The 19,162-nt window shown below is 65.8% G+C and carries 20 protein-coding genes; 13 read left to right on the forward strand and 7 right to left on the reverse strand.

Annotated features, from left to right (window positions below):
* Positions 1 to 95: 95 nt before the first annotated feature.
* From J2X62_RS07065 to J2X62_RS07075, 3 genes are all read right to left on the reverse strand, one after another.
* A complete protein-coding gene (locus J2X62_RS07065) occupies positions 96 to 2,009 on the reverse strand; it encodes a DUF2339 domain-containing protein (protein ID WP_310179056.1) in 1,914 nt (637 codons plus the stop codon).
* Between the two features lie 75 nt (positions 2,010 to 2,084).
* The gene (locus tag J2X62_RS07070) at positions 2,085 to 2,735 is read right to left on the reverse strand and encodes a DUF1707 domain-containing protein (RefSeq protein WP_032369502.1); all 651 of its coding nucleotides are present in this window, start codon (positions 2,733 to 2,735) and stop codon (positions 2,085 to 2,087) included.
* A gap of 21 nt (positions 2,736 to 2,756) precedes the next feature.
* Positions 2,757 to 3,869 carry a glycosyltransferase gene (locus J2X62_RS07075; protein WP_027495363.1) on the reverse strand — a complete coding sequence of 371 codons (1,113 nt, stop codon included), beginning with the start codon at positions 3,867 to 3,869 and terminating at the stop codon, positions 2,757 to 2,759.
* Positions 3,870 to 3,979: 110 nt separating this feature from the next.
* Here J2X62_RS07075 and J2X62_RS07080 point away from each other — a divergent pair, with 110 nt between their 5' ends.
* Entirely contained in the window at positions 3,980 to 4,369 is a 390-nt protein-coding gene (locus J2X62_RS07080) for a hypothetical protein (RefSeq protein ID WP_027495362.1), read from the forward strand.
* Positions 4,370 to 4,372: 3 nt separating this feature from the next.
* On the opposite strand, the gene J2X62_RS07085 is transcribed toward J2X62_RS07080, so the two are convergent.
* The 4 genes from J2X62_RS07085 to J2X62_RS07100 are packed head-to-tail and all read right to left on the reverse strand — an operon-like array spanning position 4,373 to position 7,694.
* Positions 4,373 to 4,591, reverse strand: coding sequence for a hypothetical protein (locus J2X62_RS07085; RefSeq protein ID WP_032367104.1), 219 nt, complete (start codon positions 4,589 to 4,591; stop codon positions 4,373 to 4,375).
* Positions 4,592 to 4,628: 37 nt separating this feature from the next.
* Positions 4,629 to 5,255 (reverse strand): response regulator transcription factor, encoded by a 627-nt coding sequence (locus J2X62_RS07090; protein WP_310179371.1) that lies wholly within the window; start codon positions 5,253 to 5,255, stop codon positions 4,629 to 4,631.
* Positions 5,256 to 5,290: 35 nt separating this feature from the next.
* Positions 5,291 to 6,460, reverse strand: coding sequence for a MacS family sensor histidine kinase (gene macS / locus J2X62_RS07095; protein WP_310179071.1), 1,170 nt, complete (start codon positions 6,458 to 6,460; stop codon positions 5,291 to 5,293).
* The gene (locus J2X62_RS07100; protein ID WP_371828769.1) at positions 6,447 to 7,694 is read right to left on the reverse strand and encodes an AI-2E family transporter; all 1,248 of its coding nucleotides are present in this window, start codon (positions 7,692 to 7,694) and stop codon (positions 6,447 to 6,449) included. The genes macS and J2X62_RS07100 overlap by 14 nt, the downstream gene beginning before the upstream one ends.
* A gap of 73 nt (positions 7,695 to 7,767) precedes the next feature.
* Between J2X62_RS07100 and J2X62_RS07105 the strand changes: the two genes are divergently transcribed.
* The 12 genes from J2X62_RS07105 to J2X62_RS07160 all read left to right on the forward strand — a co-directional run bounded on the left by J2X62_RS07105 (position 7,768) and on the right by J2X62_RS07160 (position 19,119).
* Positions 7,768 to 9,243, forward strand: a complete 1,476-nt coding sequence (locus J2X62_RS07105; protein WP_032367437.1) for an adenylate/guanylate cyclase domain-containing protein — start codon at positions 7,768 to 7,770, stop codon at positions 9,241 to 9,243.
* A gap of 9 nt (positions 9,244 to 9,252) precedes the next feature.
* Positions 9,253 to 10,386 carry a YbhN family protein gene (locus J2X62_RS07110; protein ID WP_310179073.1) on the forward strand — a complete coding sequence of 378 codons (1,134 nt, stop codon included), beginning with the start codon at positions 9,253 to 9,255 and terminating at the stop codon, positions 10,384 to 10,386.
* 112 nt (positions 10,387 to 10,498) lie between these two features.
* Positions 10,499 to 11,050, forward strand: a complete 552-nt coding sequence (locus tag J2X62_RS07115; RefSeq protein ID WP_032367108.1) for a YceI family protein — start codon at positions 10,499 to 10,501, stop codon at positions 11,048 to 11,050.
* A gap of 213 nt (positions 11,051 to 11,263) precedes the next feature.
* Positions 11,264 to 11,638, forward strand: a complete 375-nt coding sequence (locus J2X62_RS07120) for a DUF3054 domain-containing protein (protein WP_310179075.1) — start codon at positions 11,264 to 11,266, stop codon at positions 11,636 to 11,638.
* Positions 11,639 to 11,712: 74 nt separating this feature from the next.
* Complete coding sequence (gene nhaA, locus J2X62_RS07125) at positions 11,713 to 13,089, forward strand: Na+/H+ antiporter NhaA (RefSeq protein WP_310179076.1); 1,377 nt, start codon at positions 11,713 to 11,715, stop codon at positions 13,087 to 13,089.
* Positions 13,090 to 13,168: 79 nt separating this feature from the next.
* Positions 13,169 to 14,422 (forward strand): APC family permease, encoded by a 1,254-nt coding sequence (locus J2X62_RS07130; protein ID WP_310179078.1) that lies wholly within the window; start codon positions 13,169 to 13,171, stop codon positions 14,420 to 14,422.
* A gap of 31 nt (positions 14,423 to 14,453) precedes the next feature.
* Positions 14,454 to 14,819, forward strand: a complete 366-nt coding sequence (locus J2X62_RS07135) for a helix-turn-helix transcriptional regulator (RefSeq protein ID WP_032374799.1) — start codon at positions 14,454 to 14,456, stop codon at positions 14,817 to 14,819.
* Entirely contained in the window at positions 14,816 to 15,904 is a 1,089-nt protein-coding gene (gene arsB / locus J2X62_RS07140; RefSeq protein WP_310179082.1) for an ACR3 family arsenite efflux transporter, read from the forward strand. Before J2X62_RS07135 ends, arsB begins: the two co-directional genes overlap by 4 nt.
* Positions 15,904 to 16,326, forward strand: a complete 423-nt coding sequence (locus J2X62_RS07145) for an arsenate reductase ArsC (protein WP_032383195.1) — start codon at positions 15,904 to 15,906, stop codon at positions 16,324 to 16,326. The genes arsB and J2X62_RS07145 overlap by 1 nt, the downstream gene beginning before the upstream one ends.
* A complete protein-coding gene (locus J2X62_RS07150; RefSeq protein ID WP_032390262.1) occupies positions 16,323 to 16,739 on the forward strand; it encodes a low molecular weight phosphatase family protein in 417 nt (138 codons plus the stop codon). The genes J2X62_RS07145 and J2X62_RS07150 overlap by 4 nt, the downstream gene beginning before the upstream one ends.
* 5 nt (positions 16,740 to 16,744) lie before the next feature.
* The gene (locus tag J2X62_RS07155; protein ID WP_310179089.1) at positions 16,745 to 17,806 is read left to right on the forward strand and encodes an ArsO family NAD(P)H-dependent flavin-containing monooxygenase; all 1,062 of its coding nucleotides are present in this window, start codon (positions 16,745 to 16,747) and stop codon (positions 17,804 to 17,806) included.
* Positions 17,803 to 19,119 carry an FAD-dependent oxidoreductase gene (locus J2X62_RS07160; RefSeq protein WP_032367115.1) on the forward strand — a complete coding sequence of 439 codons (1,317 nt, stop codon included), beginning with the start codon at positions 17,803 to 17,805 and terminating at the stop codon, positions 19,117 to 19,119. The genes J2X62_RS07155 and J2X62_RS07160 overlap by 4 nt, the downstream gene beginning before the upstream one ends.
* Positions 19,120 to 19,162: the final 43 nt, after the last annotated feature.

Genomic DNA, 19,162 nt, shown 5'->3' on the forward strand with positions numbered 1-19,162 from the left:
CACCCCTCCCCGGCAACGCGTGAATGGACCACTGCACACCGTCGAGACGTGCGCAGTGGTCCATTCACGCAGCGGGGGTCAGGAGGCAGCGGTGGTCAGGAGGTGACCGCTCCCTCTCGGTCCGCGAATACCTTGGCGTATCGGGTCCCCGCGATCAGCAGCAACAAGCCGACTGCGATGAAGGCGATGACGCGGAAGAGGCCGTCCAGGGCGACGAGGTCGAACAGGAACAGTTTGGCGATGGAGGCTGCGGTCAGAGACAGTCCGGCCAGCAGTGCCAGGTGAGCGTGGGCAATACTCCGTAAGCCGAAGGCCAGCAGGGCGAATGCTGTGATCATCCACTCGATCGTGGCGGCGGTGTGCCCGGCGGTGAATCCGGTGGTGTTACCGCCGATCGAGGTTCCCAGGCTCACGGTGGCCGAGGTGAGGCCGTACAGGGCGAGCATTCCGGAGACGATGGCGAGGGTCTGCAATCCGTCGTCGATGAGTTTCAGTTCGGTCAGGACATAGGCGAACGCGAATGCTGTTGCAGCGAGCAGTATTCCGCCGATGATGATGCCCGCGTTCCCGGCAGCGTGATCGGAGTCCAGGAGAGCCTCCGGCGGGGAGATCGAGACGAAGGTCAACGCGCCGATCACACCGAACGCGCTTCCGATCAGGTACGCCAACGACGAGCGAGTGCGGTGGGCCGCGGCGAACAGCGCCAGGGCAACCGCGAACAGCACGACCGGACGCACGTCGACCGTCGTCGATTCGACTGCGGCCTGCAGCATTGCCACAGCACCGATGATCGAAACCGTGATGCGGGCATGCGCCGGCAGCCAGTGCACCAGCAGCACGATCGCCAGTGCCGCGGCCACCAGAACCAACTGCACGGTCACGGTGGTCCACCGATCGAACACGCTCGCCGAGATCAATAGCGGCAGCGCAGCCAGAGCCGTCATGACGGTGGCCACCACGTCGGAGACGTTGCGGCGCAGCAGTTCCAGAGACATGCTCATCCCGGACGCAGCCACCAGCAGGACGACGAGAAGCAGTCGATAGTCGGTCGGTTCGGACAGGTCGGTGCCGACCAGCGCTATCAGGACCGTGCCGACGAGGGGAAGGGTTCGGACGATCTGCAGCAGCGGCCAATCACGGCCGATCTGGGCCGGGAAGCTCGCAATGTACGTGGCGATGAAGAACGCGATCAGGGCCAGGGTCGGACCGTCGGTCAGGATGGGGCCACACGCCGCGACTCCGGCGAGAATCAATACCGCCATCGGCTGCGACTTCCACTGCACTGCGAGAGCTGTTCCCGCAGCGGCGATTCCGAATGCAGCGATCAGGCCGATCACCGGATCGAGCCAGCCGTACAGGACGGACGTTGCCAGAACGTCGAGGTACAGACCCGCAATACCTGTGGCGGCCAGCGAAATTCCGCCGACGCGTCCTCCGGACCGGCCGAACACCCGCACACCGGCACCGATCAGGGCGAGGGAGAACACCCCGCCTGCGGCGACGCGCAGGGGCGGCCCGAACCAGCCGGCCTGTGCGGCCAGAACCAGCAGCATCACGACGCCGACGAGCGTGACACCCGCGCCTGCGACGGCGAGCAGGCGACTGATGACGCCGTCTCGTTGCCACCACGGCTCACGGGTCGGAGCGGGGGGCCGCGGCGCGACCACCGGCCCTCGCAACGGCGGGGCTGCCATGGACCGGCCGACCGCAGGAGGCGGCGTGACCGGAGGTGCCGACACCGGGCCGCGCGCGGCATAGGGCTGCTGCGGTGCAGGCATCTGGGGCGCCGAGAACGTCTGCGGAGGGACGGTCGGCACATACGACCGCGGCACCGGCTGTTGCCTGGCGGGAGCCGAAACGGGCACGGAAGTGGGTGCAGTACCGAGCTGCGACTGCAATGTCTGCAGGTCGACGGCCACCTGACGCATGTGGTCGCCCAAGGAATCGAAGCGGCTGGACAGGCGCGCGACGAGTTGCGGGTCCAGCCCGGAGTTCTGGGAAGAAGTCATGGGATAGATCCTGCGGGCCGGGCGGCTCGATAGCCTGAGTAGTGCTACCCGGATCCCTCGAGTAGTCCAGCCCGACTATCCGAAAATTTTACGGAACGAGCTACCGAAGGGGTGCTTGACGGTGAGGGAACCGAAGCGGACCTTCCCGGTGAGCACCACGTGCAGCGGTCCGTACGGCGGGCCGGTGCGCACCTTGTTGGTGACGGTACCTGCGACGGCCTCGGCACCGTTGACGTCGGCGGTGGCTTCGGTCGGGAGAATCAAAGTGACCGAGCTGCAGTAGTCGTCGACGTGGATGTCGACGACCTGGCTGACCATGACGGCCTGCGTGAAGTCGAGTGTCACCGACGACAGCCGCGTCACCACGTTCAACCGGCGCGGTACGTTCCACGGGCCTTTGCGGGTGATGGTGGACATGCTGCCGCGCACCGTGTCCGGGGTACCGCCGCCGTGTCCCCAGTGCTCCTGCACGACGCGGCGCGGCGTCGGTTGTGGGGTGGGATCGGCGAAGGGTTTCGGCGACGGGAGGTGCTCGCCGGCGATCTGCATGCCCGGTAGATCGGCGAGCACCGAGTTCAGCTCGCCCCGGGTCTTCGACGCCAGAGCGGTGTCCATCCTTTCGGTGAACTCACCGAGCGACAACATGCCTTGGCCGACTGCTCGTTGCAGCAGCTGCCCGACGTGCTCGCGTTCGGCATCGGACACTCGCAGATCCCTTGCCTCCATGGGCCCAGGGTAGCGAAGTTCTCAGGCGGCGTGCCCGCGGAGAACCGACAACATTCCGTGTACCGATGCGGGCCAGCCGAACTCTTCGGCGCGTACTCTCGCCGCGATCCGGCGTCCGTCGGCCGGAAGTCGAAGCAGCCGTTGGATTTCCGCTGCGAAGCCGTCGGCGGTGTTGATCGAGGATCCACCGCATTGCGGGGTGACGATCTGGGCCAGTGCCGAGGTTTCGGAGACGACGACGGGCGTGCCCGCGGCGAGCGATTCCAATGCCGCGAGGCCGAATGTCTCGTGCGGCCCCGGCGCGAGAGCGATGTCTGCCGAGGCGAGCAGCTCGGCGACGGCCGACCTGCCGTCGACGAAGCCGAGGAAGTCGACAGGCAGTCCGCGGGCGCGTCGTTCGAGGCCCGCTCGTCGGGGGCCGTCGCCGGCGATGACCAACCGAGCCCGCATACCCGAATCGCAGAGCGCGGCAAGCGAATCGATGCTGGTCTCGACATGCTTTTCCACCGACAGTCGGCCGCAGTGGACCAGCAGCCGGTCGGCGCTACCCAGCCATGCCGAGCGCGCGCCGGCTCGGCGTCGTCGGGGATGGAACAGCTCGAGATCGACGCCGAGCGGGACTCGATGGACGTTGGGCGTTCCGATTCGATCGAATTCCTGCTGTGCGAACTCGGTGGTGCAGACGACGGCGTCGTACGACTCGGCAGTGCGTCGGTTGGCCGCGTCGGCGAGGGGCCGGGCGTATCGCATCGGCATCGTCTGAGCCAGCAGCCGGTCGAGGCGCTCGTGGGAGATCATCACGCTGCGGATGTCGCGCCGCGACGCCCACCTGCCCATTCCGCGCAGGGTCAGCCGGTCCGACACTTCGATCACGTCCGGACGTAGACCCGACGCGATCGAGGCCACTCGTCGCGGATCGGCCACACGGTAGCCGCCGGTGAACGGAACTTTCGGCGCCGGCACCTCGACGCGCGTCACTCCCGACTGCAGCGTCGTCTCACTCCACCGGGCACCCGGCACGATCAACGTGACGTCGTGACCAGCGGCCACGTAGCCCGATCCCAGCTGATCGACGGCCGTCCGCAAACCGCCGGACCGCGGCCCGTAGAAGTTCGCCAGTTGAACGATGCGCACCTGCTCAGTCTCTCCAGCCGGACGTCCACCCGATGCCACGGTGGTGGATGGTGACCGAACGTTCGGCGAATATCCGTGTGGAGACGGCTACCAGCGGGTAGGTGAGGGCTATGCGAGTGACACTGCAATCCACCGGCGACGCCCCGGCACCCGAGGTCTGGGAGCGTTACATGGACCCGACGGTCTGGAAGACCTGGGCTCCGCAGATCATGGGCGTCGAATACCGCGGTGAACGCCTCGACTCCGATACCTCCGGCCGAGTGCTGGGGCCGTTGGGGGTGCCGATCGACTTCGAGGTGCACTCGGTGGACGAACACTCGTGGACGTGGGCGTGGTCGGCGTGGTTCCAGAACAGGGCCATCGGCGTGGATCTGACACACGGAGTCGTCTCACGACCCAGTGGAACCAGGGCGTGGATCACCATCGACGGCCCGCTGCCGCTGGTGCTGCCCTACCTGCCGATCGCCAAGTTCGCGCTCGGCAGGCTGTGTGCCCAGTAGGGGCTACTCGGACCGGGTGACGGTCTTCTCGTCGCTCTTGTCGGCCACTTCGGTCGGCTCGGGCGTCGGAAGCTCGGACTCCTCGCCCGACCCGTCCAGATGGCCGTCGAATTCGTCGATGGCCTCGGCGCGCTCGTCACCGGTCTGATCCTGGTCGGCGTCGACGCCCTTCGTGTGCTCGGCCGGATCGACTGTCGTGTCCACTGCTTCGTTGTCGGTCATGGGGTCAAGAGTGCCCGTCGGGCCGGGTCGCAAACCCCTACAGACCCTTTTCGATGGCGTACCGGGTCAATTCGACGCGGTTGGCCAGCTGCAGTTTTCGCAGTGTCGCCTGCACGTGGTTCTCGACCGTCCGGTGGCTGAGCGTCAAACGGGTCGCAATCTGCTTGGCGCTGAGCCCCTTTGCGACCAGTCTGAGCACCTCGGTCTCGCGCTCGGTCAACGTGGGGCGGGTATCGGACTCCTGCTCCGGTGACGACGACATCCGCCGGAATTCGCCGAGAACCAAACCAGCCAGACCCGGGGTGAACACCGCTTGTCCGGCTGCGGTGGCGCGGACGGCGTCGAACAGCTCCTCCGCCGATGCGCTCTTGACCAGGTAACCCGTCGCACCAGCTTTGATCGCGTCGAGCACGTCGCTGCGTTCCGCCGACGCCGAGAGCACCAGAATCGTGGATTTCGGGGACGCGTCCAGCACTGCGACGGTGGCATCGGCACCGTTCCCGTCGGGCAGATGCATGTCCATGAGGACGACGTCGGGAGTGGTCGCTCGGGCGCGGCGTCCGGCCGCGGCTACTCCGTCCGCGGTGGCGACCACCCGAAATCCGGCGGCCTCGAGATCCCGGGCGACACCGTCTCGCCACATGGGGTGATCGTCGACGACCATCACCGCGATCTCGGCGTTCGGATTCTCGTCGCCGGTCATCTCGCTCCTCTCGTTCGCGGAACCCGAATTTCCCATTCGGTGCCCTCGCCCTCTCCGGTGTCGAGTATCGCAGTACCGCCGAGAGATTCGACCCGGCCGAGGATGGACTTCGAGACGCCCATCCGGCCCTCGGCCTCGGCGGCGGCGAGCCGTCCGGCGGGTATTCCGAGGCCGTCGTCACGAATGCTCAGGATCAGCTCTCCGTCGACGTCTTCGAGCAGTACGTAGGCCTTCGCATCGGCACCTGCGTGAAGCTCGACGTTGGACAGGGCAGTGGCCACGACGGCAGCGAGTTCCTCGGCGACGTCGGATTCGACGAGCACCGGGTCGGCGGGAGTCGACACCGAGATCGACGTGCCGGCCTGAGTACGCAGCAGGGCGCGCACGTCGACGATCGATCCGGTGTGATCGTCGCGCGGAGCCGACTGTTCGGAGATCAGCACGCGCAGAGCGACTTCCTGCTCACCGGCGAGCTCCGCGAGTTCGGCTGCCGGCCCGCCTATTTCGAGACCTCGACGGCGGACGAGGGCCAGCACCTGCAGAACCCCGTCGTGCACCTGTCGGGCCAGCCGCTCACGCTCCTCCGTGATCGCGGCCAACCGTGCCGCACTGCGCAATTCCTCGTGGGCGCGCCGGGCGGTGTTCGACGCCAATCCCAACGCGAGCCCGGCCGACAGCAGCACCGGGGCGGTGGCGTCCGACCACAGGTCGGTGTCGAACCGGTCACGTACCAGGGCACTGACCAACGACATCACCACGCCCGAGGCGATACCACCCGTGGGCCCCAACAGAATTGCGGCGGAGATGACGGCGTTGGTGGCCCACAGGGTGGTGGGCAGGGTCTGGCGGGTGCTGTACCAGTCGTAGTCGGCCACCAACCGCGTCGACGCCATCAGAGCGATCACGATGATCTGATCTGCGAGCACCACCTGCCAGCGCGGCAGGGTGGCCCGCGAGAGCAGGATTGCCGAAGCCCCGGACCATACGGCCATCAGGGCGACCAACGCCCAACTCAGCCGCGGGTTGGTGTAGTTGTCGACGGTCGCGGCCTGATAACTGACGGCGTACACGAGAGTGACCAGACGGAAGGCCTGCGAGGCCCGCCACAGCGGGCTGTCGGGATCGGCCGAATTCAGCGTCGGCCGCACTCGGTCAGTCGTCCGCATCGGTCTTCGGGTCTGCAGTGTTCAGCTCCCCCTTGGCAAGTCGATCGGGCTCGGACGAACCGGGAGGGGTGTCCGGGTCGCTGGGTTCGGCCGAGTACAGCGTGTCGCTGACATCGAGTTCCTCGTACACCTCGTCGGGGTCGTCGGCGAGCAGCGACCGGACGGCGGTGTTGAGCACCGCGACGATCGGGACCGCCAGCAAGCCGCCCACGATGCCCGCGAGCAGAATGCCGACGGTGATGGACAGCACGACGGCCAGTGGGTGCAGCCGAACGGCGCGGCCGAGCAGAAGTGGCTGCAACACATGGCCTTCGAGCTGCATGACCGCTATCACGATGCCCAGGGTGATGACGGCGGTGATGAGCCCCTTCGTCACCAGGGCGATGAACACTGCGACGAATCCGGTCAGCACGGCACCGATGATCGGAATGAATGCGCCGATGAACACCAGCGAGGCCAACGGAAGTGCCAGCGGTACACCGAGAATGGCTAGTCCGGCTCCGATGCCCACCGCGTCGGCTGCGGCGACGGCCACCGTCGCGCGAACGTATCCCACGAGCGATCCGAAACCTTGGATGCCGGCTGTGCGAATCTTTCTGCGCGCCTTCGTCGGTGCGAGCCGGGTGACGAACTGCCAGATCTGATCACCGCCGTACAGGAAGAAGATCAGCGTGAACAGCGTCAGCAACGCCCCGGTCAGAATTTCGCCGATCACCGTCGCCGTGGTCAACGCCCCACTGGTGACGGCCTCCTGGTTGTCCTGGATGACCTTGACCAGATTGTCGGTCGCTTGCCGAATCTGGTCTTCGCTGATGTGCAGCGGCCCGTTGCTGAGCCACTCCTCGACGCTGTTGATCGATTGGGTGAACTGATCGCCCACCTGCGGCAGCCCCTCGATGAACTGCTCGACGATGAACGTCATGATTCCGGCGACGACGCCGATGCTGGCGATGATCACGATGATCACCGCGGCGACACGCGGCACTCCTCGGCGCTGCATCCAGTCGACGATCGGCACCAGCAGAGCGGCCGCCAGCAGCGCCAGACCCAGCGGGATGACCACCGTGCTCAATTTCGCGATCACATAGGCAAAAGTGATGAATCCGGCAAACAGGACAAGCAGTCGCCACGTCCATTCCGCCCCAACCCGTACCAGCGGATGCACCGAATCTGCGGCCGAAGTGAGGCGCGGGGACGCCCCCGTACCTTGCGCCCGCAACTCGTCGGTGCTCACCCGCTAAATTTAACCTGTGCTGGCATCTTTCCGAGCGGTCTCGCTCACCCTGAAGAGTCGCTGGCCGCTCTATATGCTTTCGATGCTCATCGCCAATGTGTTCGGTGCCGTGCTCGTGTTCGCCTTCGTTCGCTACGGTCTGCCCATTCCGGAGTCGCAATCGATCGTCGCCGATCGCGTCCGCAACGTGTACATCTTCGGTGCGTATCTGGGTGTTGCCCTGGTGGTCAGCCTGATCTACGCGTACACACTGCTGCGCTCGGTCATCAGGTGGCAGCTCCGCGGCGGCCCGCCCACCCGCAAGGAACAGATGACGACGCTGCACGCGCCGCTGCGTCAGGCCATCGTGCACCTGATTCTGTGGATCATCGGCGGCATCATCTTCGTGCTGCTGACCATCGCGGAGATGCCGTCGCTGTCCATCGCCGTCATCGTCACCGTCGGCATGGCCGCCACCGTCACCTTCGGTTTCACCTACATGCTCGGCGAACGCATTCTGCGCCCGGTCGCAGCACTGGCACTGAGCGAAGGCCGCTTCGACCGCACGATGACGCCCGGCGTCGGTACCCGCATGGCCATGACGTGGGGCCTGGGCACGTTGATGCCCGTCATCGGCATCATCTTGCTGTGTGCCACCCAGCTGACGACCGACCTGGTGTTCTCGCCGAACGCACTGGCCGTGGCCATCATCCTGCTCAGCGTGCTGGCCATCGTGCAGGCCTTCGTCCTGTCGATGCTCACGGCGAGCCAGATCTCCGACCCGATCAGCCAACTGCACAACGCCATCGAACGCGTGCAGCGCGGCGAGACCGACGTCGAGGTCGACGTGTTCGACGGCAGCGAGATCGGTCGCCTCCAGGTCGGCTTCAACCGCATGATGGAGGAATCCGCCGAGCGACGCGTCCTGCGTCAGCTGTTCGGCCAGCACGTCGGCGAGGACGTGGCGCGTCGAGCACTGCAGTTCGGTACCGAGCTGGGTGGCGAGACACGATTCGTCGCCGTGCTGTTCGTCGACATGGTCGGATCCACCGCCACCGCGTCGGAACGCCCGCCGAGTGAGGTCGTGGTGTTGCTCAACGAGTTCTTCCGGGTGGTCGTCGACGTCGTCGGACGCCACCACGGCTTCGTCAACAAGTTCATGGGCGACGCGGCGCTGGCGATCTTCGGGGCACCACTCGACCGTCCCGACGCTCCCACCGCGGCCTTGGCCGCGGCGCGTGAACTGCGTTTCGCTCTGGACGAGATCACCGGACTCGACATCGGCATCGGGGTGTCGGCGGGACTGGCCGTCGCCGGCAACATCGGCGCGTCCGAGCGATTCGAGTACACGGTCATCGGAGACCCGGTCAACGAGGCGTCGCGGCTCACCGAACTGGCGAAACTGCGGCCCGGACGCGTTCTGGCATCCACCTCGGCCCTGTACTTCGCCGACGACGAGGAGCAGGAACAGTGGGAGTTGGGCGACCAGGTGCAACTGCGTGGCCGACGACGGGCAACCCACCTGGCCTGGCCGGTGGAGTATCCCGACTCCTCCTCGAGTGACGGTTAGTCTGACAGAATGCCCGACCCCAGCTCGACCAGCGGACCCGCAGCGCGGCGCCCGCGAAACCGGCTGAGATGGGTCAAGTGGATCGCCGCCATTGCCCTGGTCGCTCTGCTGGTGGGCGAGGCAATCTACCTGTGGCCACGGCTGCACGAATCCTGGACAGCAGTACGAGAAATCCATTGGGGCTGGCTGGCTGCGTGCGTATTTGCCCAATCCGTGTCGCTCAGCGCGTTCGGCCGAGTCCAGAAGCAGCTGCTCGACGCGGGCGGCGTACAGGTGCGTCAACGCAAGTCCGTGGCCGTCATCTACGGCAGCACCGCAATGTCGCTCACTCTGCCCGCCGGCCAGGTGTTCTCGACGGCCTTCACCTACCGCGAGACCCGACGCTGGGGTGCGAGTCCGGTTGTCGCCTCCTGGCAGCTCGCCATCTCCGGCGTCATCGCCGCGGCCGGGTTGGCGGTGCTCGGCGTTGCCGGCGGACTGGTTGTCGGTAGTTCGTTCAATACCTTCACCGTGGTGCTCCCGATCATCGGCGTCATCGCGATCGTGGCCGCTGTCCGATACATCTCGAACCACCCGGAGTCCATCAAACAGTTCGCCCGCTGGGGTCTGCGCAAGTACAACGCGTTCCGCAACCACGATCTCGACGCCGGAGCCGAGGCCATCGACAAGGTCATCGGCCAGATCCAATCCGTACAGCTCGGCAAGCGGGACGGCGCGCTCACACTGTCCTGGTCGGCCGTGCACCGGCTCGCGGACGTCGCGTGCCTGGCGTTCGCGTGCTTCGCCGTCGGCGCAGATCCACGACTGTCCGGGCTGTTCATCGCATTCGCGGCGGGCAAGGCCGTCGGATCCGTTCCGCTCGCACCCGGTGGCCTCGTGGTCGTCGACGCCACCCTCATCGCGTTCCTGACCAGCGCCGCGTCCATCACCGCGTCGCAGGCAGTGGCGTCGGCCCTGGTCTATCGCGGGGTCAGCTTCATCTTGGTCGCCATCGTCGGGTGGATCGTGTTCCTCGTCCTGTTCCGTAAGCACCAGCACGCCGATCTCGAATTCGACATTGCCCTCGAGCGGCAAGAGACCTCCGATCTCGGCCGAGCCGCCGAGCACGATCGCGGCTCCAAAGGCGATCCGGAGACCGCGTAGCCCCGTGCCGTTCGGTATGGCATCCGTCACTGTTCGTTCACCCGGAATATATACGGACCCCGGTCCGCTTGTGTACTATGAGTTTGAAACTTCAACCCAACAAGGAGTCCTCATGACCACCGCCATCGCGCTTCCCGAGCTCACCGCAGGCACCTGGGCCATCGATCCCACCCACTCCACCGTCGGATTCACCGTCCGCCACCTGGTGGTCAGCAAGGTCCGCGGCCGTTTCCAGAACTTCAGCGGCACCGTCACCGTCGCCGCCGACGGCACCCCGTCCGTCGACGCCGAGATCGACGTCACCTCGATCACCACCGACAACGAGCAGCGCGACGGCCACCTCAAGACCGCCGACTTCTTCGAGGTCGAGAAGTTCCCGACCGCGACGTTCAAGTCCACCTCGGTCAAGGCCGACGGCGGAGACTTCGTCGTCACCGGAGACTTCACCCTCCACGGCGTCACCAAGTCCATCGACCTCAAGCTCGAGTTCAACGGCGTCAACGCCGGCATGGGCAACGGACCGGTCGCAGGCTTCGAAGCCAGCACCACCATCAACCGCAAGGACTTCGGCATCAGCATCGACATGCCCCTCGAAGGCGGCGGCGCAGTGGTCGGCGACAAGATTGTCCTGAACCTCGACATCGAGGCCGGCCTCCAGGCGTAAGTTTCACCCCCGCCTCCCGCCCCCGCCTTCCGGATTCACCCCTCCCCTTCCGGATCCACCCCCCCGCCTTCCGGATCAATGCGCCTTTGTTGCAGTCCAACCGACTGAAACCCACATTGATCCGGTCCTGGGGCCGGGATCCAGTGGCATCGAACGGCCCGCACCTGCACTCGTAGGCGCGGGCCGTTCGCGTCGGTGTCCTACAGTGGGCCCGTGAAGTTTCGTTCCCCGGCCGTCGCTGCCGTCCTCGATCTCGTCATGATCGTGCTGTTCGCCGCGATCGGCCGTCGTAGTCACGACGAAGCCACCGCGCTGTCCGGCCTCTTCCACACCGCGTGGCCGTTCGTCGTCGGTGCCGCTGTCGGCTGGATCGCTACGTTCGCTCTGTACCGCAACAAGTTCGACGCGTTCCTCGTTGTTCCGACGGGCATTCTGGTGTGGGTCACCACGGTCGTCGGAGGCATGATCCTGCGCACGGCGACAGATCAGGGAACCGCAACCGCGTTCATCGTCGTTGCGACGATTTCGACCGCGGTTCTGCTGCTCGGTTGGCGCGCGATCGCCAGATTCATTCCCTCGGTTCGGTGACAGGGACCTTTTCGCGATAGGATCATCCACGGTGCGCCGGGAAGTCTGGTCGGCAATTGTTCTGTGCTGCGCACATGCCCGTCGACTCGGCGGACGCGCTCAGCACGACGTTGCTACCGAAAGGCGTTGTCCCCGTGTCTGATTCACCGATTCCCAGAGAGAGATTGCCGCTGTTCTCTCGCGGTTCCTGGTCCGAGGCCGACCGCATTGCACAGGTCTTGCGCAAAGAGACCGTCGGCGGCGCATTGCTTCTCGTTGCCACCGTGGTCGCGCTCGTGTGGGCCAACTCACCGTGGTCCGCCGCCTACGACACATTGATGAGCACTCGCGTCGGGCCGTCGGCCCTGCATCTCGATCTGACTCTGTCGACGTGGGCCGCCGACGGGCTGTTGGCCATCTTCTTCTTCGTCGTCGGACTCGAACTCAAACGCGAGTTCGTTGCCGGTGATCTGCGCGATCCGGCACGCGCCGCATTGCCGGTGGCCGCGGCCGTCGGCGGAATGGTCGTTCCCGCAGTCATTTTCGTGCTGTTCAACCTCGGCACCGGGGATGGCGCTCTGCTCGGCTGGGCCATTCCCACCGCGACCGATATCGCGTTCGCCGTGGCCGTTCTCGCTGTGATCAGCACGCATCTGCCGACAGCGCTGCGAACCTTCCTGCTGACTCTGGCCGTGGTCGACGACCTTTTGGCCGTCAGCGTCATCGCGATCTTCTACACCGACGACATCAACTTCATTGCGCTCGGCCTGACGCTGATCCCGCTCGCGCTGTTCGCGGTCGCCGTGCAGATGCGCGTCCGCTCGTGGTGGGTGCTCATCCCGCTGGCCGTGGTGACGTGGGTGCTCATGCACGAGTCGGGTGTCCACGCCACCGTCGCAGGCGTTCTGCTCGGCTTCGCCGTCCCGGTGATCCGGAGCAAGGCGAACGGCGGCCCCGATGCGGGCCCCGGTCTCGCCGAGCATTTCGAGCACAAGATCCGGCCGATCTCCGCGGGTATCGCTGTGCCGCTGTTCGCCTTCTGCGCAGCCGGTGTGACTGTCGGCGGCTTCTCCGGCCTGGCCAGCGCCCTGACCGACCCGATTGCCATCGGCATCATCGCCGGCCTCGTCATCGGCAAGGCCATCGGCATCTTCGGCACCACCTACCTGGTCTCGCGCTTCACCCGGGCCACCCTCGATGCCGGCTTGAAATGGCTCGACGTCTTCGGCGTCGCGATGCTCGCCGGTATCGGTTTCACGGTGTCGCTGCTGATCGGCGATCTGGCATTCGGTGAAGGAACAGAGCGCGACGATCACGTGAAGGTCGGTGTGCTGACCGGTTCGATCATCGCCGCAACCATCGCGTCGATCATTCTGCGTACCCGCAACAAGGCGTACCGCGACTTCTACATCGAAGAGACGCGGGACGACGACCACGACGGAATTCCGGACGTCTATCAGCAGAAGAAGTAGACCGCGGCCGACATCTGGTCTGTTGCCACTGGTGTAGGGCCTCTACAGTTGTCGCCGTGATCGACATCCGGGTCCAGGCATGACCGACCCACAGCCGCTGGTCCGTCGACTGGGCCTTGTCGATGCAGTCGTCATTGGTGTCGGCTCGATGGTCGGGGCGGGAGTGTTCGCATCGTTCGCTCCCGCTTCGGCCGCAGCGGGTGCCGGCTTGCTGATCGGCCTCGCCATCGCGGCTGTCGTCGCGTTCTGCAACGCGACGTCGTCCGCGCAACTCGCCGCCCAGTATCCGACGTCGGGCGGGACGTACATCTACGGTCGCGAACAACTCGGTGAGTGGCCCGGCTTCCTCGCCGGCTGGACCTTCGTCATCGGCAAGACCGCAAGCTCGGCGGCCATGGCGATGGTGTTCGCGGCCTACGTCGCCCCTTCCGGCTATGCGAAAGCCGTTGCGATCCTTGCCATTGTCGCGTTGACGGTGGTGAACTACTTCGGCATCACCCGTACGGCGCTGCTGACGAAGATCCTCGTCACCGCGGTGCTCGCCATCCTCGTCGTCGGGGTGGTTCTGGGCTTCGCCGGCTCGCCGGGCAACGGCATGGGCACGTCGGGATCCCTCACCGGGGACGGCTGGTACGGAATTCTGCAGTCCGCGGGATTGCTGTTCTTCGCCTTCGCCGGCTACGCGCGCATCGCCACCCTCGGCGAGGAAGTGGTGCGGCCCGAGCGCACCATTCCACGGGCCATCGTCTCTGCACTCGGCATCGCGTTGCTGATCTATGCAGCGGTTGCCGTGACATTGTTGACGGTATTGGGCCCGGACCTGCTGGCCTCGTCGTCGGCTCCGCTGGTCGATCTCGTTGTGACGTCGGGGTATTCGTGGGCATCACCCGTCATGCGCATCGGTGCCGGACTGGCCGCGCTCGGAGCGTTACTGGCCTTGATCGCCGGTATCGGGCGCACGTCGTTGGCGATGGCCCGCCACCATGATCTGCCGTCGTATCTGACTGCGGTCCACCCTCGCTACTCGGTGCCGCACCGGGCCGAGATCACTCTGGCGGCGATCGTCTGTGCCGCAATTCTCGTCGTGGATCTTCGTGACGCCATCGGCTTCTCGTCCTTCGGGGTGCTGCTGTACTACCTCGTCGCCAACGTCAGCGCGTACACCCAGGGCACCGAACACCGACGCTATCCGCGCCCCCTTCAGGCGCTCGGAGCGCTCGGGTGCCTGGTTCTCATTGCCACGCTGCCCTTGTCGTCGATCGCGATCGGCACCGTTGTCGTACTGCTCGGCGTCCTCTACCGTCTGGTCCGGGTTCGGCGACTGTTCACTTGACGGCTGATTCGACAGGGGTCAATATAGACCAATGTCGAATCAAGACCGGACTTCATCGGCCGGCGCATGCTGTTCGCCGCTCGTCCACGAACCGCTGACAGTGGACTGGGCCGGGGATCTGGCCCGCATGTTCAAGGCGTTGGGCGATCCTGTGCGCCTGCGGTTGCTCAGCCTCGTCGCCAGCCATGCCGGCGGCGAAGCGTGCGTGTGTGACATCTCCCCTGCTTTCGACCTGTCGCAACCGACGATCTCCCACCACCTCAAGGTGCTCCGCGAAGCCGGGCTGCTCGACTGTGAGCGACGCGGAACCTGGGTCTACTACTGGGTGGTTCCAGCTGCCTTACAACAACTGTCGTCGGTACTCACCGCAGCGGACCCCACGGTGGTCACGGTATGAGCACCACCACGGACACCGCCGTCGTCGGCAAACTCTCCACACTCGATCGGTTCCTCCCGGTGTGGATCGGTGTCGCCATGGTCGTCGGCCTGATCCTGGGACGCATGATCCCCGAGCTGAACGACGCGCTGTCCTCCATCTCCGTCGACGGGGTGTCGCTCCCGATCGCCGTCGGCCTGCTCGTCATGATGTATCCGGTACTGGCCAAGGTCCGCTACGACCGCCTCGACACCGTCACCGGCGACAGGCGACTGCTGATCGGATCGCTCGTTCTCAACTGGGTCCTCGGACCGGCGCTGATGTTCGCTCTCGCATGGCTTTTCCTGCCGGACCTGCCCGAGTACCGGACCGGCCTGATCATCGTCGGCCTCGCTCGATGCATCGCGATGGTCATCATCTGGAACGACCTCGCCTGCGGAGACCGTGAGGCCGCGGCCGTGCTCGTGGCGATCAACTCCGTGTTCCAGGTCTTCATGTTCGCCGTCCTCGGATGGTTCTACCTCTCGGTACTGCCCGGCTGGCTCGGCCTCGAGCAGACCACGATCGAAGCGTCGCCGTGGCAGATCGCGAAATCGGTGCTGATCTTCCTCGGAATCCCGCTGATAGCCGGATTTGCATCGCGCTTCTTCGGTGAACGCGCCAAGGGCCGCACATGGTACGAGGAGAAATTCATCCCGAGGATCGCCCCGTGGGCTCTCTACGGGCTGTTGTTCACCATCGTCGTTCTCTTTGCGCTGCAGGGTGATCGGATCACCTCACAGCCCTGGAACGTGGTGCGCATCGCGCTGCCTCTGCTGGTCTACTTCGCGGTGATGTGGGGCGGCGGTTACGCACTCGGTGCCGCCATGGGCCTGGGCTACGAACGCACTACCACCCTCGCATTCACCGCAGCGGGCAACAACTTCGAGCTCGCCATCGCCGTCGCCATCGCCACCTACGGCGCAACGTCCGGGCAGGCACTCGCCGGAGTCGTCGGCCCGCTCATCGAGGTGCCGGTCCTGGTCGGCCTCGTCTATGTCTCCCTCGCCTTACGGAAGCGGTTCTCCCCCAGCCTTTCCACGACCACGTCATCGAAGGATTCCTGATGTCCGAGACACCCAGCGTCCTGTTCGTCTGCGTCCACAACGCCGGCCGCTCTCAGATGGCCGCCGGATTTCTGACTCATCTCGCCGGCGATACCGTCGAGGTACGTTCTGCCGGTAGCGCTCCCGCGGACACCATCAACTCGGCAGCGGTCGAGGCCATGGCCGAGGTCGGTATCGACATCTCGTCGCAGTCGCCGAAGATCCTGACCACCGAGGCCGTCGAGACGTCCGACGTCGTCATCACCATGGGCTGTGGCGACGCGTGCCCGGTGTTCCCCGGCGTGAGCTACCGCGACTGGGCGCTGGCCGATCCGGCAGGAAAAGGCGTCGAGGCAGTCCGCCCGATTCGCGACGAGATCAAGCGTCGAATCGAAGACCTGATCGCCGAACTGGTTCCAGCGAAGCAGAGTTCGGCGTCATGACGACACCCAGCGTGCTGTTCGTCTGCGTCAAGAACGGCGGCAAATCACAGATGGCGGCCGGCCTGATGCGCAAGGCCGTCGGCGATTCGGTCGAAGTCCACTCTGCCGGAACGAAGCCGAGCGGAACGGTCAATGCACTCTCGGCCGAGGCGCTCCTCGAAGTCGGCGTCGATCTGTCGGGTGAAGTACCGAAACCGATCGACCCCGCTCTGCTCGCCCGGATGGACTACGTCGTCACCCTCGGCGGTGAGGCGAAGGTAGACGTGGTCGACGGCCCCGGATTCGAGAACTGGGACACCGACGAACCCTCCGAACGCGGTATCGACGGCATCGAGCGGATGCGTCTGGTGCGTGACGACATCGCAGGCCGCGTCGGAGAACTGGCATCCCGATTGCGCAGCGCGGAAACCTGATTCGAATGAACACCGAGGTGGTGGTGATCGGCGGCGGTCAGGCAGGACTGGCCGCCGGCTACTACCTGCGACGAGCCGGTCTGGACTTCGTCATCCTCGACAACCAGACGCACGCCGGCGGGTCCTGGCAGGACTACTGGCCGTCCCTGCATCTGTTCTCGCCGGCCGAGTACTTGCGACTACCCGGTTGGCCGATGCCGGCGTGGCACAGTGGTTTTCCGCCGGCATCGCATGTGGTGGACTACCTGCGGGCGTACGAGAAGAAGTACGACTTGCCGGTGCAGAGGCCCGTCGACGTGAAGTCCGTGCATCGTACGACCGAGGGCTATCGAGTCGACACCGACGGCGAGTCGTACGGTGCCGCAGCAGTCGTCAGTGCGACGGGAACGTGGTCTCGGCCGTTCTGGCCGAGCTACCCGGGCATGCGTGAGTTCGGTGGGACCCAGCTGCATGCCGCTGACTACCGAACGCCGGATCAGTTCGTGGGCAAGCGAGTAGGAATCGTCGGCGGCGGAAACTCGGCGGCGCAGATACTCGCCGAGATATCCACGGTCGCGCAGACCCTGTGGTTCACCAACCGCGAGCCGAGGTTTCTGCCCGATGACGTCGACGGTCGGGTGCTGTTCGATGTCGCCAGCGATCGGTCCCGCACTCTGGCGGCAGGCGGGCCCGATACCGGAGGGGTCGCCGGTCTGGGCGACATCGTCATGGTCTCGCCGGTGCGGGAGGCCAGGGATCGCGGAGTGCTGCACGCCCGGCCGATGTTCACCGCGATCACCACCGACGGCGTCACCGACGGACATACGACGGAGAAGCTGGATGTAATCCTCTGGTGCACCGGATTCCGACCCCCACTGCGGCATCTGCAGCCGCTGCACCTGCACCTGCACACCGAAGGATCGGGAATAGTGTTGGACGGCAATCACGTTCGCGGTGAACCGACGCTGGTGTTCCTGGGTTACGGCGACTGGACCGGCCCGGCCTCGGCGACGCTCATCGGCGTCGGCCGGACCGCACGCGCAGCAGTGGACACTCTCGTTCGACGAGGAAAGGTAGATCAGTCATGAACGAATACCCCGTAGTGGTGGTCGGCGCAGGCCCCATCGGTCTCGCTGCCGCGGCGCACCTGACCGAAACCGGTTATGCCGTCATCGTTCTCGAACGTGGACCGTCGGCCGGATCGGCGGTGTCCGAATGGAATCACGTGCGGCTGTTCTCTCCGTGGTCCGAGGTCGTCGACCCGGCTGCCGCCCGACTGCTCGAACCCACCGGTTGGACTCCGCCCGACGGCGACACCTACGCCACCGGACGCGAATGGGTGGAGCACTATCTCGCGCCCCTCGCTGCTGTGCTCGGCGATACCGTCCGAGTCGACTGCGAAGTGGTCGGGGTCGCCCGCCGGGGACGCGACCGCGTCGTCGACGCCGGACGCGACACCGAACCACTGTCGGTGCATGTTCGCCACTCCGACGGCAGCGAGGAACGCATTCTCGCTCGCGCCGTGGTCGACGCGTCGGGCACCTGGGGATCGCCGAATCCACTGGGGAGCGAGGGACTTCCGGCCATCGGCGAGAAGGCCGCCGCCGACCGCATCGACTACCGAGTCCCCGATTTGACCGATCCGGCGATTCGCTCCCAGTTCGCGGGCAAGCACACCGTCATCGCCGGTAGCGGCCACTCCGCGCTGACCGCCATCATCACCTTTGCAGAGCTCGCCGCCGACGAGCCCGGCACGACGCTCACCTGGGCCGTGCGTCGAGGCGTCACCGCGGAGGTCTTCGGCGGCGGTGCGGCCGACGAACTCGCGGCGCGAGGCGCACTCGGCCAGCGCGCGAAGAAGGCCGTCGACGACGGTTACCTCACCGTGGTCTCCGGATTTCGCACCGAAGCCGTTGCTGTGCAGGGTGATCGGCTCACCCTCGTGGGCGACGGCGGCACCCGTATCGAGAACGTCGACCGCGTCGTCGCACTGACCGGGTTCCGTCCGGATCTTTCGTGGTTGTCCGAAGTGCGCCTCGATCTCGATCCCACTCTGCAGGCACCGAAGTTCGTCGCCGAGCTGGTGGATCCGAACATCCATTCCTGCGGCTCGGTGTCACCACACGGAGTCGAGGAGCTCACTCAGCCCGAGCCCGGCCTGTACCTGGTTGGCATGAAGAGCTACGGCCGCGCGCCGACATTCCTGGCGATGACCGGATACGAACAGGTGCGCAGCATCGCCGCCGAACTGGCAGGCGACCACGAGGGCGCGCGAAAGGTGGAGCTGACGTTGCCCGACACGGGCGTCTGCGGTGGAGCCGGCCTGTTCGACGAGCCCGACGCCCCCACGACCGGTGGATGCTGCGGTGTCTCCCCAGAAGCTGAGGCACAACTGATCTGAGTGTCCACTATTTCGTTCCGGAAGCGGGATCGCGCCTCCCGGC

It is taken from the genome of Rhodococcus sp. 3258, from assembly GCF_031456475.1.
In the GTDB taxonomy this organism is placed as follows: Bacteria; Actinomycetota; Actinomycetes; order Mycobacteriales; family Mycobacteriaceae; genus Rhodococcoides; species Rhodococcoides fascians.

What these genes read in the sequence shown, in the direction of transcription:
- J2X62_RS07065 (WP_310179056.1), bottom strand. Translation starts at nt 2,009, where the DNA reads ATGACTTCTTCCCAGAACTCCGGGCTGGACCCGCAACTCGTCGCGCGC.
- J2X62_RS07070 (WP_032369502.1), bottom strand. Translation starts at nt 2,735, where the DNA reads ATGGAGGCAAGGGATCTGCGAGTGTCCGATGCCGAACGCGAGCACGTC.
- J2X62_RS07080 (WP_027495362.1), top strand. Translation starts at nt 3,980, where the DNA reads ATGCGAGTGACACTGCAATCCACCGGCGACGCCCCGGCACCCGAGGTC.
- J2X62_RS07085 (WP_032367104.1), bottom strand. Translation starts at nt 4,591, where the DNA reads ATGACCGACAACGAAGCAGTGGACACGACAGTCGATCCGGCCGAGCAC.
- J2X62_RS07090 (WP_310179371.1), bottom strand. Translation starts at nt 5,255, where the DNA reads ATGGTCGTCGACGATCACCCCATGTGGCGAGACGGTGTCGCCCGGGAT.
- macS (WP_310179071.1), bottom strand. Translation starts at nt 6,460, where the DNA reads ATGCGGACGACTGACCGAGTGCGGCCGACGCTGAATTCGGCCGATCCC.
- J2X62_RS07105 (WP_032367437.1), top strand. Translation starts at nt 7,768, where the DNA reads ATGCTTTCGATGCTCATCGCCAATGTGTTCGGTGCCGTGCTCGTGTTC.
- J2X62_RS07110 (WP_310179073.1), top strand. Translation starts at nt 9,253, where the DNA reads ATGCCCGACCCCAGCTCGACCAGCGGACCCGCAGCGCGGCGCCCGCGA.
- J2X62_RS07115 (WP_032367108.1), top strand. Translation starts at nt 10,499, where the DNA reads ATGACCACCGCCATCGCGCTTCCCGAGCTCACCGCAGGCACCTGGGCC.
- nhaA (WP_310179076.1), top strand. Translation starts at nt 11,713, where the DNA reads ATGCCCGTCGACTCGGCGGACGCGCTCAGCACGACGTTGCTACCGAAA.
- J2X62_RS07130 (WP_310179078.1), top strand. Translation starts at nt 13,169, where the DNA reads ATGACCGACCCACAGCCGCTGGTCCGTCGACTGGGCCTTGTCGATGCA.
- J2X62_RS07135 (WP_032374799.1), top strand. Translation starts at nt 14,454, where the DNA reads ATGTCGAATCAAGACCGGACTTCATCGGCCGGCGCATGCTGTTCGCCG.
- arsB (WP_310179082.1), top strand. Translation starts at nt 14,816, where the DNA reads ATGAGCACCACCACGGACACCGCCGTCGTCGGCAAACTCTCCACACTC.
- J2X62_RS07145 (WP_032383195.1), top strand. Translation starts at nt 15,904, where the DNA reads ATGTCCGAGACACCCAGCGTCCTGTTCGTCTGCGTCCACAACGCCGGC.
- J2X62_RS07150 (WP_032390262.1), top strand. Translation starts at nt 16,323, where the DNA reads ATGACGACACCCAGCGTGCTGTTCGTCTGCGTCAAGAACGGCGGCAAA.
- J2X62_RS07155 (WP_310179089.1), top strand. Translation starts at nt 16,745, where the DNA reads ATGAACACCGAGGTGGTGGTGATCGGCGGCGGTCAGGCAGGACTGGCC.
- J2X62_RS07160 (WP_032367115.1), top strand. Translation starts at nt 17,803, where the DNA reads ATGAACGAATACCCCGTAGTGGTGGTCGGCGCAGGCCCCATCGGTCTC.